Origin of the sequence: Sphingomonas arvum (assembly GCF_026013565.1) — a bacterium.
GTDB classification, from domain to species: Bacteria; Pseudomonadota; Alphaproteobacteria; order Sphingomonadales; family Sphingomonadaceae; genus Sphingomicrobium; species Sphingomicrobium arvum.
On the sequence record NZ_JAPDOB010000002.1, the window covers coordinates 962,942 to 974,949 of the forward strand.

General features: G+C 65.9%; 15 protein-coding genes and 1 tRNA gene. 9 read left to right on the forward strand and 7 right to left on the reverse strand.

Annotated features, from left to right (window positions below; translation table 11 throughout):
- Positions 1–82: 82 nt before the first annotated feature.
- The 5 genes from OMW55_RS12340 to cysQ all read left to right on the forward strand — a co-directional run bounded on the left by OMW55_RS12340 (position 83) and on the right by cysQ (position 5,982).
- Positions 83–1,681, forward strand: coding sequence for a carboxyl transferase domain-containing protein (locus tag OMW55_RS12340; RefSeq protein ID WP_264883514.1), 1,599 nt, complete (start codon positions 83–85; stop codon positions 1,679–1,681).
- The gene (locus OMW55_RS12345) at positions 1,681–2,154 is read left to right on the forward strand and encodes a DUF4262 domain-containing protein (RefSeq protein WP_264883517.1); all 474 of its coding nucleotides are present in this window, start codon (positions 1,681–1,683) and stop codon (positions 2,152–2,154) included. Before OMW55_RS12340 ends, OMW55_RS12345 begins: the two co-directional genes overlap by 1 nt.
- Positions 2,151–4,022, forward strand: coding sequence for an acetyl/propionyl/methylcrotonyl-CoA carboxylase subunit alpha (locus OMW55_RS12350; protein WP_264883518.1), 1,872 nt, complete (start codon positions 2,151–2,153; stop codon positions 4,020–4,022). The genes OMW55_RS12345 and OMW55_RS12350 overlap by 4 nt, the downstream gene beginning before the upstream one ends.
- Before the next feature lie 214 nt (positions 4,023–4,236).
- On the forward strand, positions 4,237–5,016 hold the full coding sequence (locus tag OMW55_RS12355; protein WP_264883520.1) for an SDR family oxidoreductase: 780 nt from the start codon (positions 4,237–4,239) through the stop codon (positions 5,014–5,016).
- A gap of 135 nt (positions 5,017–5,151) precedes the next feature.
- A complete protein-coding gene (gene cysQ / locus OMW55_RS12360; protein ID WP_264883522.1) occupies positions 5,152–5,982 on the forward strand; it encodes a 3'(2'),5'-bisphosphate nucleotidase CysQ in 831 nt (276 codons plus the stop codon).
- Here cysQ and OMW55_RS12365 read toward each other — a convergent pair.
- Positions 5,936–6,226, reverse strand: a complete 291-nt coding sequence (locus OMW55_RS12365; protein WP_264883524.1) for a hypothetical protein — start codon at positions 6,224–6,226, stop codon at positions 5,936–5,938. The two genes, cysQ and OMW55_RS12365, sit on opposite strands and share 47 nt — an antisense overlap.
- A 116-nt stretch (positions 6,227–6,342) precedes the next feature.
- Between OMW55_RS12365 and OMW55_RS12370 the strand changes: the two genes are divergently transcribed.
- Positions 6,343–7,251, forward strand: coding sequence for a MarR family winged helix-turn-helix transcriptional regulator (locus tag OMW55_RS12370; RefSeq protein ID WP_264883525.1), 909 nt, complete (start codon positions 6,343–6,345; stop codon positions 7,249–7,251).
- Positions 7,252–7,300: 49 nt separating this feature from the next.
- Positions 7,301–7,376: transfer RNA gene (locus OMW55_RS12375), tRNA-Val, on the forward strand.
- A gap of 13 nt (positions 7,377–7,389) precedes the next feature.
- On the opposite strand, the gene OMW55_RS12380 is transcribed toward OMW55_RS12375, so the two are convergent.
- Positions 7,390–7,539: a hypothetical protein gene (locus tag OMW55_RS12380; protein ID WP_264883527.1), complete on the reverse strand. Its 150-nt coding sequence runs from the start codon at positions 7,537–7,539 to the stop codon at positions 7,390–7,392.
- Between the two features lie 85 nt (positions 7,540–7,624).
- Positions 7,625–8,188, reverse strand: coding sequence for a helix-turn-helix domain-containing protein (locus OMW55_RS12385; protein ID WP_264883529.1), 564 nt, complete (start codon positions 8,186–8,188; stop codon positions 7,625–7,627).
- 93 nt (positions 8,189–8,281) lie between these two features.
- On the opposite strand from OMW55_RS12385, the gene OMW55_RS12390 reads away from it, so the two are divergent.
- Entirely contained in the window at positions 8,282–8,770 is a 489-nt protein-coding gene (locus tag OMW55_RS12390) for a DUF6456 domain-containing protein (protein ID WP_264883531.1), read from the forward strand.
- 48 nt (positions 8,771–8,818) lie between these two features.
- Positions 8,819–9,478, forward strand: coding sequence for a glutathione S-transferase family protein (locus tag OMW55_RS12395; protein WP_264883533.1), 660 nt, complete (start codon positions 8,819–8,821; stop codon positions 9,476–9,478).
- A gap of 51 nt (positions 9,479–9,529) precedes the next feature.
- Here OMW55_RS12395 and OMW55_RS12400 read toward each other — a convergent pair whose 3' ends face one another.
- The 4 genes from OMW55_RS12400 to rpsF form a co-directional block, all read right to left on the reverse strand.
- On the reverse strand, positions 9,530–10,354 hold the full coding sequence (locus OMW55_RS12400) for a hypothetical protein (protein ID WP_264883534.1): 825 nt from the start codon (positions 10,352–10,354) through the stop codon (positions 9,530–9,532).
- A gap of 158 nt (positions 10,355–10,512) precedes the next feature.
- Positions 10,513–11,115 (reverse strand): 50S ribosomal protein L9, encoded by a 603-nt coding sequence (gene rplI, locus OMW55_RS12405; RefSeq protein ID WP_264883535.1) that lies wholly within the window; start codon positions 11,113–11,115, stop codon positions 10,513–10,515.
- Positions 11,116–11,127: 12 nt separating this feature from the next.
- Positions 11,128–11,352, reverse strand: coding sequence for a 30S ribosomal protein S18 (gene rpsR, locus OMW55_RS12410; RefSeq protein WP_264883537.1), 225 nt, complete (start codon positions 11,350–11,352; stop codon positions 11,128–11,130).
- 3 nt (positions 11,353–11,355) lie between these two features.
- Complete coding sequence (gene rpsF, locus OMW55_RS12415) at positions 11,356–11,796, reverse strand: 30S ribosomal protein S6 (RefSeq protein ID WP_264884001.1); 441 nt, start codon at positions 11,794–11,796, stop codon at positions 11,356–11,358.
- Positions 11,797–12,008 lie beyond the last annotated feature (212 nt).

Genomic DNA, 12,008 nt, shown 5'->3' on the forward strand with positions numbered 1-12,008 from the left:
TTCGTAAACCGCTTCTTTGCAAGCTCTGTCGCAGCCGCTAGGCGGGCGGCAGGCTTTTTCGACGAACGGACATGACTGCCGCATGAGCGCTCCGCGCCTGGAAACCAAGGTCCTGACCGACAGCGCGGAGTACAAAGCGCGGTTCGCCCACAACCAGGCGCTCGCCGAACGGCTGCGCGCCGACGTGGCGCGCGCGGCGCTCGGCGGCACGGAGAAGAGCCGCGAACGGCATGTTTCGCGCGGCAAGCTGCTCCCGCGAGACCGCGTGGAGCGCCTGCTCGACCCCGGCTCGCCGTTCCTGGAGATTGGCCAGCTCGCGGCCAACGACCTTTACGACGGCGAGGTGCCGGGCGCCGGCATCATCTGCGGCATCGGCCGAGTGTCGGGTCGGCAGGCGATGATCGTCTGCAACGACGCCACGGTGAAGGGCGGCACCTATTACCCCCTGACCGTAAAGAAGCACCTCCGCGCGCAGGAGATCGCCGAAGCCAACCGCTTGCCGTGCATCTATCTGGTGGACTCAGGCGGGGCGAACCTGCCGCATCAGGCCGAGGTCTTCCCCGACCGCGACCATTTCGGCCGCATCTTCTTCAATCAGGCCAACATGTCGGCGAAGGGTATCGCCCAGGTGGCCTGCGTCATGGGCAGCTGCACCGCCGGCGGCGCCTACGTTCCGGCGATGAGCGACGAGAGCGTCATCGTCCGCAACCAGGGCACCATCTTCCTCGCTGGCCCGCCGCTGGTGAAGGCCGCCACGGGCGAGGAGATCAGCGCCGAGGACCTCGGCGGCGGCGACCTCCACGCGCGCAAGTCGGGTGTCGTCGACCACCTGGCTGAGAACGACGAGCACGCGCTGACCATCGTGCGCGACATCGTAAGCACCTTGCCGGTGCACGATCCGGCGCTGACCGCCCGCGAGCCTCGCGCGCCGCATTACGACCCGCAAGAACTCTACGGTATCATCCCTGAAGACGTCCGCGCGCCCTACGACGTGCACGAAGTCATCGCTCGCATCGTGGACGCCAGCGAGTTCCACGAGTTCAAGCCGCTCTACGGCTCCAGCCTGGTGTGCGGCTTTGCCCACATCTGGGGCATGCCGGTCGCCATTCTCGCCAACAACGGCGTCCTGTTCAGTGAAAGCGCGGTCAAGGGCGCGCACTTCATCGAACTGGCTTGCCAGCGCCGCGTGCCGCTCCTGTTCCTCCAGAACATTTCCGGTTTCATGGTCGGCGGGAAGTATGAGGCGGAGGGCATCGCCAAGCACGGGGCGAAGCTGGTCACCGCCGTCGCTACCGCGCAGGTACCTAAGATCACCGTGCTGATCGGCGGCAGCTTCGGTGCCGGCAACTACGGCATGGCCGGCCGCGCCTACAACCCCCGCTTCCTGTTCAGCTGGCCAAACAGCCGCATCAGCGTCATGGGCGGCGAGCAGGCCGCTTCCGTCCTCGCCACCGTCCACCGCGACGCCGACAAGTGGAGCCCGCAAGAAGCCGAAGCCTTCAAGCAGCCGATCCGTGACGATTATGAGGCGCAGGGCAACCCGTGGCACGCCACCGCACGGCTATGGGACGACGGCATCATCGACCCTGCCCAGACCCGCGACGTCCTCGGCCTCGCCTTTGCCGCCTGCTTGAACGCACCCATCGCCGAGCGCCCGCAGTTCGGCGTGTTCCGGATGTGATGATGAACGATCCCGCCGAACAGAACATTATCGCTCATGTACGAGATCATGGCTGGAGCATCATGAAAGTAGCGCCAGCCACGGACAGCGATGATGCGGAGGAATGGTTTGCTTACACCATAGGATTACCCAACACCTTCGGGTGGCCCGAGCTTATCTGCCTCGGAATGGATAGCGATGTGGTCGGCCCTGTTCTCAACAACGCGGTCGCGGAGCTTCGCGACAGTAAGCTTACGCCGACGTCGGGTCTGCAACTCCACGACGTCTTGAACGGCTCCCCTGTGAAGCTCCAAGCCAACCCGCAGATCCCGAGCAATTATCTTGGTTATGCCAAGTGGTTCGCCGGCCATTCGGGTCGCGACATGCCGACTTGGCTGCAGCTTCTTTGGCCTGACAAGCAGGGCCGCTTCCCGGGTGAGGCGGGCTGCGTGACGGAAGTTGTTCAACTACAAACGCCGATCGGAGCACCATGATCAAGTCGCTCCTCATCGCCAACCGCGGCGAGATCGCCTGCCGCGTGATCCGCACCGCCCGCAAGCTCGGCATCCGCACGGTCGCGGTCTATTCCGACGCGGACGCCAAGGCGTTGCACGTGCGCATGGCGGACCAAGCGGTGCACATCGGCCCATCGCCCGCGCGGGAGAGCTATCTTGTCGGCGAGCGGATCATCGCCGCCGCCAAGCAAAACGGCGCCGAGGCGATCCATCCGGGCTACGGCTTCCTGTCCGAGAACGCCGACTTCGCGCAGGCGGTGCTCGACGCCGGGCTGGTGTGGGTCGGACCGAAGCCGGACTCAATCCGCGCGATGGGCCTGAAGGACGCCGCCAAGAAGCTGATGGCTGATGCCGGCGTGCCGGTCACGCCCGGCTACCTGGGCGAGGACCAGTCGCCGAAGCGGCTGAAGGCCGAAGCGGACGCGATCGGCTATCCGGTGCTGATCAAGGCGGTCGCGGGCGGCGGCGGCAAGGGCATGCGGCGGGTCGATGATGCGGCGGCGTTCCTGGACGCGCTCGACAGCTGCAAGCGCGAGGCGGCGTCGAGCTTCGGCAACAACATCGTCCTGCTCGAAAAATACATTCTGTCGCCGCGCCATATTGAGGTGCAGGTGTTCGGCGACGCCCACGGCAACGTCGTCCACCTGTTCGAGCGCGACTGCTCGCTCCAGCGCCGCCACCAGAAGGTGATCGAGGAAGCGCCCGCGCCCGGCATGGACGAGGCGACGCGCGAAGCTGTGTGCGGCGCAGCCGTTCGCGCCGCGCAGGCGGTTGACTACGAAGGCGCGGGCACAATCGAATTCATCGCCGACGCCAGCGAGGGCCTCCGTGCCGACCGCATCTGGTTCATGGAGATGAATACCCGCCTGCAGGTCGAACATCCGGTGACCGAGGAGATCACCGGGCAGGACTTGGTGGAGTGGCAGCTTTGCGTCGCCGGCGGCGAGCCGCTCCCCAAGCGCCAGGACGAGCTGTCGATCACCGGCCACGCGATCGAAGCGCGGCTTTACGCCGAGGACCCGGCCAAGGGCTTCTTGCCGAGCGTCGGCAAGCTCGAGCATTTCGACCTGGGCGAAGACGGGCGGATCGAAACCGGGGTAGAAGAGGGCGACGCCATCTCGCCCTTCTACGATCCGATGATCGCCAAGCTGGTTGCCAGCGGAGCCGACCGTCAGGATGCCATCACTGGTCTGGCCAACATGCTGGAGGGCGTCGAGGTCTGGCCCGTGCGGACCAACGCCGGTTTCCTGTTTGAAGCACTGCTCGACGAGGACTTTGGCGCAGCGCGGCTCGACACCGGCTTCATCGAACGCAAGCTGGCGCAACTCGTCCCCGATCCGGAGCCTTCGGACGATCTCTGGCGTGCGGGCGCGGTGGTCGCATTGGCGGCGAATGCGCAGGGCTCCGGCCCTGACGGCTTCCGGCTCAACGCACCGTCTCGCTCGGCCGTGGCGCTCGGCCGGAATGGTCAGTTCCGCACGGTCGACCTGGAGTCCGGTGGAACCTTCGCGGCGGCGTCGGGCTTCCGCGACGAGGACAGAGTGGTCGTCTTCTACGAAGGGCAGGCTTACGAATTCGCGCTGGCCGCGCGTGGCAAGGTGGGTGGAGCGGCGTCCGACGGCGCCCTGATCGCGCCGATGCCCGGCAAGGTGACCAGCGTCGACGTTGGGCCCAGCGAGCGGGTTGCTAAGGGGCAGCGCCTGCTCACGCTGGAAGCGATGAAGATGGAGCACGCGATGGTCGCGCCGTTCGACGGCACAATCGCGGAGCTGAACGTCGAAGCCGGCGCGCAGGTGCAGGTCGAGGCGGTGCTGGCGCGGGTTGAACCCAATGAGGCGTCATCCTGAACTGGTTCGAGGTCCACCTCACAACAGCCGCAGTTGGTTGCGGTTGGATGGATGCAGAAACAATCCTAGCATGACCGTTTCAGGGGCAAGAAAAGATTGTTTTGTCCTACATGCGTGCAGATCGATAAACGGCTGAGAGCAACACTAAGATATTGAAATCAGGCGAAGTGGACGAAGTGGACACTCGGCTTTTTTCACAACACGGGGAGTAGCCATGAACATCAACGGCATCGCGGCAGTGGTCACTGGCGGCGCATCGGGGTTGGGCGAAGCGACGGCGCGGGCGCTCGCCGCCAAGGGCGCCAAGGTCGCCATCTTCGACCGCAACCAGGAACAGGGAGAGAAGGTCGCGGGCGAGATCGGCGGCATCTTCTGCGAGGTGGACGTCACCAACGACGACACCGTTGCCGCTGGGTTCGAGAAGGCGCGCGCCGCGCATGGGCAAGAGCGGGTGCTGGTCAACTGCGCCGGCGTTGCCAACGCGGTGAAGACCGTCGGCCGCGACCGTGAGACCAAGGCCGTCAAGAAGTACCCGCTTCATCAGTTCGAACTGGTGATCGGCATCAACCTGATCGGCACCTTCCGCTGCATTGCTCATGCGGCCGCCGGGATGGTCGATGCGGAACCTGGCGAGGACGGTGAGAAGGGCGTGATCATCAACACCGCCTCGGTCGCGGCAGAGGACGGTCAGATCGGCCAGGCGGCTTACTCCGCGTCCAAGGGCGGCGTGCTGGCGATGACCCTGCCGATCGCGCGTGACCTGATGAACGAGGGCGTGCGGGTGAACACGATCCTGCCGGGCGTGTTCAAGACGCCGATGGTCGCGATGATGCCGCCGCAGGTGCAGGACGCGTTGGGCGCGCAGGTGCCGTTCCCCAAGCGGCTCGGCCGCCCCGAGGAATATGCCGAGCTGGCCGTCTTCATGATCGAGAGTGGCTACATGAATGCCGAGCATGTGCGGCTGGACGGCGGTATCCGGATGGCCCCAAAGTGAGCCGCCGAGCGCAGTAAGGACGGCTGGCAGAGCCGCTCGCAGCAGCGGGTAGAGCCGGCGAACCTCGGCCGCCCGCCGACAGTAGGAGCGACGGCGCGGATTAACTCCGCACCGGCCCGGTCAGAGAGGCAGATCTTGACCAACGACCAGCAACTCATCCAGGCCCTCAGCGACGCCGCGCGCGAAGCCGGCGAGGCGATCCGTGCCGTTCGCCGCCGCGGCTTCGATGTGGCGCACAAGGGCGACCAGTCGCCCGTCACGGAAGCCGACCACGCGGCGGAACGCATCATCCTCGCTGCCCTGGCGCAGGCTGCCCCAGGCGTTCCGGTGATTGCCGAGGAGGAGGTCGCGGCCGGACGCATCCCAGCGCATGATGACCTCTATTTCCTCGTCGATCCGCTCGACGGCACCAAGGAGTTCGTGCGCGGTGGGGACGATTATACGGTCAACATCGGCCTGATCGCCGGCGGCGCGCCGCGCCTCGGGGTCGTGCTTGCGCCGGAGCAGGAGCGGCTGTTCGCCGGGATCGTGGGGGAGGGCGCTTGGATCGAGGGGCCGGGTTCCCAACGCTCGTCGATCCGGACCAGGGAACGCGGCGTCGATCTGCTTGCCGTGGCCTCCAAGTCGCACTTCACGCAGAACACATCCGACTATCTCGACAGCCTGTGCCCGGGCTGCGGCCATGTCTCCGTCGGCTCGTCCTTGAAGTTCTGCATCGTCGCGGAAGGGCAGGCCGACATCTACCCGCGCCTGTCGCCGACCAGCGAGTGGGACACCGCAGCTGGCCATGCCGTCCTGCTTGCCGCCGGGGGCCGGGTGGACGCGCCGGACGGTCAGCCGCTGCGCTACGGCAAGCGCGCGTTCCTCAACCGCGGCTTCCTTGCTACAGCCGGCTGGGAAGCGCCCCCGATAGCCGGCTTCATGGGCGAATTTGCGGGCGGCGGCGACCTGCCTCAGGGCGTTTGAACGGCCGTGACCGTCGCGCTCCGGCGACCTGCTCAAGCAGGTCGACCTCGGCGCGGATGGCGGCCAGCCGGTGCAGCAGCGCTTTGGCCTGGGTCTGCACATCGGGCTCCGGCTTGTCGCACAGGCTGCTCGCTACCCGTTCGGCGGTGGTCAGAGCAGCACGAATCTGGATCAGTGAGGGCGGTCGCTGGTCCGGCGACTTGGGTAAGGTCGGCATGGTCATAGTGCTCGGTTGAACCAGCACGCTTGTTTGTTTCTCCCCGATCGCTCCATTCCCGACCCTTTCGGGAAAAGGGCTAGGAGGATGCGGGCGAGGCGTATATGCATGGCTTCGCTCGGGTCCCATTTCGGAAGAACACCATGACCGGAGCGCCGTCCTTCTCGTATCCCGACTATTCTCCGGCGCCCGCCAACGAGGCGCTGCTGATCGCCAATGTCGGCGTCGCGCGGGAGAATGCGAGAAGCGCGCTGATGGGCGAAGGATGGCGTGTGCCGCCCGGCTTCCGCCTTGGCGAAGAGGTTACGGTTCCTCCGTCCGCACAGCTGGTCTGGCTGGAGCTGGATGGAACCGTCGACGGTAACGCAGTGCGGCACCTCGCGCGGCTCAACCACGACGCCGGAAGTGGCCGGTACGCAGCAGTTGTAGCGGCGACCAGTCCATGGATCGACCTTGTTGCCGCGCAGGTCACCTCGCCCAGCGTGCAGCTGCTCATTGATCCAAGCCCGGTCGAACGGATCACTTCCATCGCCCTAGCCAGCGCCGCCGTGCAGGTCGGTGGGGTTCAGGAAACCAGTCCTGAACGGACCGAAGTGCGGCTGAAGCAGCTGAGCGACGAGGTGAACCGGATTGCGTCAGCGCTCGCGAGGCTGTCGAACACGCCGGTTTCGCTGGATACTGCCAGGCCGGTGCAGCCAGGCGAAGGTCCAGCCGTGTCCGCCGAGACTGTCCGCTCGATCATCCGGGCACGCCGGCTACGCGATCAGTTCATCCCCGGCGATCTGTTCGCCGATCCTGCCTGGGACATCCTGCTTGATCTGCTGCAGGCTGAGATCATCCAGCACCGCGTACCCGTGTCGAGCCTGTGCATCGCTTCCGCCGTACCCGCGACCACCGCACTGCGATGGATCCGAACCATGACCGATCGCGACCTGCTGATGCGCCGCGAGGACCCACATGATGCGCGCCGCGTGTTCATCGAACTGGCACCGCCGACCAGCCTGGCGCTGCGGCGTTACTTTGACAAAGTTGGGCCGCAAACGGTGATCTGAGATCTTCGGTCTTGCCGTGCCCGCCGCAAGCTGGCAGCAGCCGCCAGGAGGGCGCTTAGCTCAGTTGGTAGAGCATCTCGTTTACACCGAGAGGGTCGGCGGTTCGAGCCCGTCAGCGCCCACCACCGGCCCGATCACTTACTGGAACCAGCCGGCCTGCTCGAAATTGAACACGCCAAGAGCGAGCAGGATTATAGCCAGAATCAGAAAGCCGAGCACGGCGTAACCGATCAGGCGAATCGGGCTGGAGGTTCGAGCGCGCGGTGTGGGGTCTTCGACAGTTGGCATGGTGCTCTCTTTCGCTGCGATGGCGTGAGAACGGCCCTGCAGCAGCCGAGGTCCCTGACTTCTTTGTTGAAGCTCAATTGCCAGCCTAGAGCGACCGGATGAGCCGAACGGCGACCGCCGCCCAGGCCGGGTTGCTGACAACGCTCTGCCGAGCGCCTGCACCGGGCGGGAGGAGGTGGAGCTTGCCGTCTTCGAGGCCGATGAAGCGCCCGAACTGGAAGCGGCCGGCAGAGCGGGGAACCAGGACGTCGCGATTGATGGCCCGGCCGAAGTCCTCGGGCAGAAGGCGGTCGCACCAGATTTCGTCCCCGGTGCGGTAATCGCCGACGCCCGAGGTCACCAGGATGGCGATTTGGCCGGGCTTCGGCCGAGGCGGCATGACCTGCGCGGCGCGACGCGGCGCCGCGGCGCCGTCGCTCGACAGTTCCGCCAGCACCTCCAGGTCGTCACGATGAGGATGATCAACCAGATCGGCAGCCTCGACGCCCAGCGCCTTGGCGATGCGATTTAGCCAGCCGATCGACACCGTCCGGGTGCCCGTCTCCAGGCGACCAATGGTCTGCGGCGTCGTGGGCGGCTCGCAGGCCCGGGCGACATCGTCCAGGGTCATGCGCTTCGCCTTGCGCACGTCACGAATGCGGGTGATCATAATTCCAAGCCCCCAGTAACCAACTTGGTTTTCTCTGTCCTACACTTCCGACGCCATGGCAAGAGGGCGCGAATCGGACGGGAGTGGAGACAAATGGCAGCGATTCAGAACCGAGTGCTGGAGGAACGGGCGTTCGACGGTGAACACCAGCGAAGCCGATCGGCCAAGTCCAGGCGAACCGTGTCGGTAAACACGGTGGAGTCGCCGCTCGGCTGGCTGTTCGCCCGCGGGCACCTGACGCAGCGCCAGCACGACGCGGGCGAGCAGCTGCGGCTGGACTGGGAACGGGCGCAGCTGTCGCCGCGGGTAACCATGCGCTGGGATCCGGCGCCGGTCGCCAAGTCACGCGGCGGGTCGGCGGGAGCGTTGGAACCGGCCGAGAGCCAGCTCAAGGCGAAGCAGCGGTTCGACGATGCGTTAAGCGCGGCCGGCCCGGGGTTAACCGACATCCTGTGGCGGGTGGTGTGCGCGGGCGAGGGCATGCGCGACGCGGAAACGGCGCTCGGCTGGCCCGCACGCGCAGGCAAGCTGGTGCTGACGATCGCGCTGGACCGGGTGGCCGACTATTACCGCCTGCGTTGACTCAACCGCGCGGCTGACCGACACCGTCGCAACATATGTTGGGGCTACATGATGATCCTGTTCGGTTCGTCCTTCTCTCCGTACGTCCGCAAGGTGCTGGTGGTCGCGGCCGAGAAGGGGATCGAGTTGGAAGTGCGGCCAGTCGGGGTCGGTGATCGGGACGAGCAGTTCCGTGCAGCCAGCCCGCTGGGCAAGATGCCGGCGCTGGCCGACGGCGACTACCGCCTGGCCGATTCCAGCGCGATCGTCCACTATCTGGAGGCGAAGTATCCATCACCGGCTCTCATCCCGGCGGAGGCGAAGGCACGCGGCCGGACCATCTGGTATGAGGAGTTCGCCGATACCGTGCTGATGGGCTGCCTGGCCAAGATGTTCTTCAACCGGGTGGTCGCGCCCGTGTTCCTGAGGCGTGATGGCAACGCGGATATTGCAGACATGGCGGAGCGTGACGAGTTGCCGCCGCTGCTATCCTATCTGGAACAGACTGTGCCCGCTGAAGGCTATCTGGTCGGCGATGGCCTGACGCTCGCGGATGTCGCGGTGGCGAGTCCGCTTGGCAACCTGCCGCACATGCGGTGCAGCGTGGTTGCAGAGAGCTATCCGCGCCTGGCGGCCTATCTGGAGCGGATCCATGGCCGGCCAAGCTTCAAATCCTACCTGGATCGCGAACTGGCCTATCTGGCCAAGGTCGGCGCGCTGAGCGCCTGAACGGCGACAGCGCCGCACCCGGTTGGGTACGGCGCCGGCGCCCTTTGGGAGCTAGAGCGAGCTGCCTTCCACGTCGCTCTCGTTGCCCTGGCTGCGCTCGACCTCGATGTCGTTGGTGCTACGGCCATCGTCGCCCTGATCGCTGCCCATCAGGTCTTCGTTCATGGCGCCCTGACCCTGATCGGCAAAGTCCTGGCCGGACGCGTTCGGGGCGGCGCCGCCGCTGTCGAACGTGCTCGAACGCTGGGTGTTGGCCGAACCGCCGTAGCCGCCGCCGGCGGTGCCGAGCGGCATGCCCTGGCTAGATTCACCGGAGCCCTGCGAGCCCATCGAACCGCTGGATTGCTGCGAGCCCATCGATCCGCTCGAGCCCTGCGACCCCGACGAACCCTGCGAGTTCATCGAGTCACCGGAGCCTTGCGACATGGAGCCGCTCGAGCCCTGCGAGCCCATCGATCCGCTCGAGCCCTGCGAGCCACTTGAACCCATCGACCCGCTGGAGCCCGAGCCCATGTCATTGCCGGCGCTGCCCGAGCCGATAAAGCCCGAGTCCTCGCCGCCCTGACCCATATCGCTTTCCTGGCCCAGGCTGGAGCTGTTCTGGCTCTCGCCCTGGCTGCTGCCGCCGGCGCTCATGGTGTCGGTCTCGCCGCTGTTGCCGTAGCTGGCCTGGCCCGTGGACGCGCCGCCACCTTCGCCAGTCGAGCTGCCGCTGCTCATGGTCGTGCCCGAGCCGGAGCCGCTGTCGTTACCGCCGATCGGCTGCGCATTCTGCTGCGACGACTGGTTCTGCTGAGCCTGACCCTGCTGGCCCTGGCGCATGTTCTCGTCCTGACCGTAGCCTTGCTGCCCGGTCTGCTTGTCGTCGGTGTTCATGTGGAAATCTCCTCTTCCTGTGAATTGGTTAACAACCGGAAGAGGATGAGCGTTCCTACGGCCCGTGGACCTAGTGAGCAGGGGCGAGCATGGCCCGGGACAAGAGAAAGGGGCCGCTGGATTGCTCCAACGGCCCCTGCTCAATGATCCGACAGTAATCAGGCCTGAGCCGTATCGCCGTCCGTATCAGTTGCGGAAACCTCGGCGGTCGCGCCCGGCTCGGCGTTCGGATCATAGTCCTCGGTGAAGCCGGCGTTATCACGCTCGAACATCTGGGCCATGACGTCGACGCCCTGCGCCTGCAGCTCGGCCTCTTCCGGCGAGCGGGCGACGTTCACCTTAACGGTGACGTTGACCTCCGGATGCAGCGAGACGCGGATCTCGTGCATGCCGATCGCCTTGATCGGACGGTCGAGCACCACCTGGCTCTTGGTCACCTTGGCGCCATCGGCCTCCAGCGCATCGACGATGTCGCGGGCGCTGACCGAGCCGTAGAGCTGGCCGGTGTTGGAGGCCTGGCGGATGAGCTGAACCGTCTTCCCGTCGATGCCCTTGGACGCGGCTTCCGCACCGGTGCGGCGCTCGGCGTTGTCGGACTCGATGCGGGCGCGGTTGGCCTCGAACACCTTGCGGTTGGCTTCGTTGGCGCGGAGCGCCTTCTTGTTGGGCAAGAGATAGTTGCGGGCGAAGCCGTTCTTGACGGTGACGACATCGCCGATGCCGCCAAGCTTCTCCACGCGCTCGAGCAGAATGACATCCATTGCTCGCGCTCCTTACTTTACGACGTAGGGAAGCAGGCCGATGTGGCGAGCGCGCTTGATCGCCTTCGCCAGCTCACGCTGCTTCTTGGTGGAAACCGCGGTGATGCGGCTGGGGACGATCTTGCCACGCTCAGACACGAAGCCCTGGAGCAGACGAACGTCCTTGTAGTCGATCCGAGGGGCGTCCTTGCCCGAGAAGGGGCAGGACTTGCGGCGTCGGAAAAAGGCACGGGCCATCAGTTAGGCTCCCATCTCTTCGCGCGGGGCGCGGTCAGGGCGATCGCCGCGGGGGCCGCGGTCGCCACGGTCGTCACCACGCGGGCCGCGATCATCGCGGCCGCCACGCTCACGGTCACGCTCCGAGCGGCGCATCATGGCCGACGGGCCTTCCTCATGCGCATCGACGCGGATCGTCATGAAGCGGATGATGTCCTCGTTGATGCCGGTCTGGCGCTCCAGCTCGGCCACGGCCGCGGCCGGCGCGTCAATGTCGAGCATGACGTAGTGCGCCTTGCGGTTCTTCGCGATCCGGTAGGCGAGGCCGCGCAGGCCCCACGTCTCGGTCTTGGCGATCTTGCCGCCATTTTCGGTGATAATGTTGGTTGCGTTCTCCGCAAGCGCATCGACCTGGGCTTGAGCCAGGTCCTGGCGCGCGAGGAACACATGCTCGTACAGCGGCATGCTTGTTCTCACATATTGGCCGATCGCTGACGGACGCCCCATGCGCACCGCCCCTCCGGCTGTCGTTCCAAAGCAAGAAGGAGGCCAGGCAATATGCCGAGCCCCGATCCGGGCGGGCCTATGCACGAGGGGCGCGGAGAAGGCAAGCTGTCCGGCGAACAGAGCGGAGGGCCACAAACTAACCGGATAGGCACAAAAGTATTGACATCGTC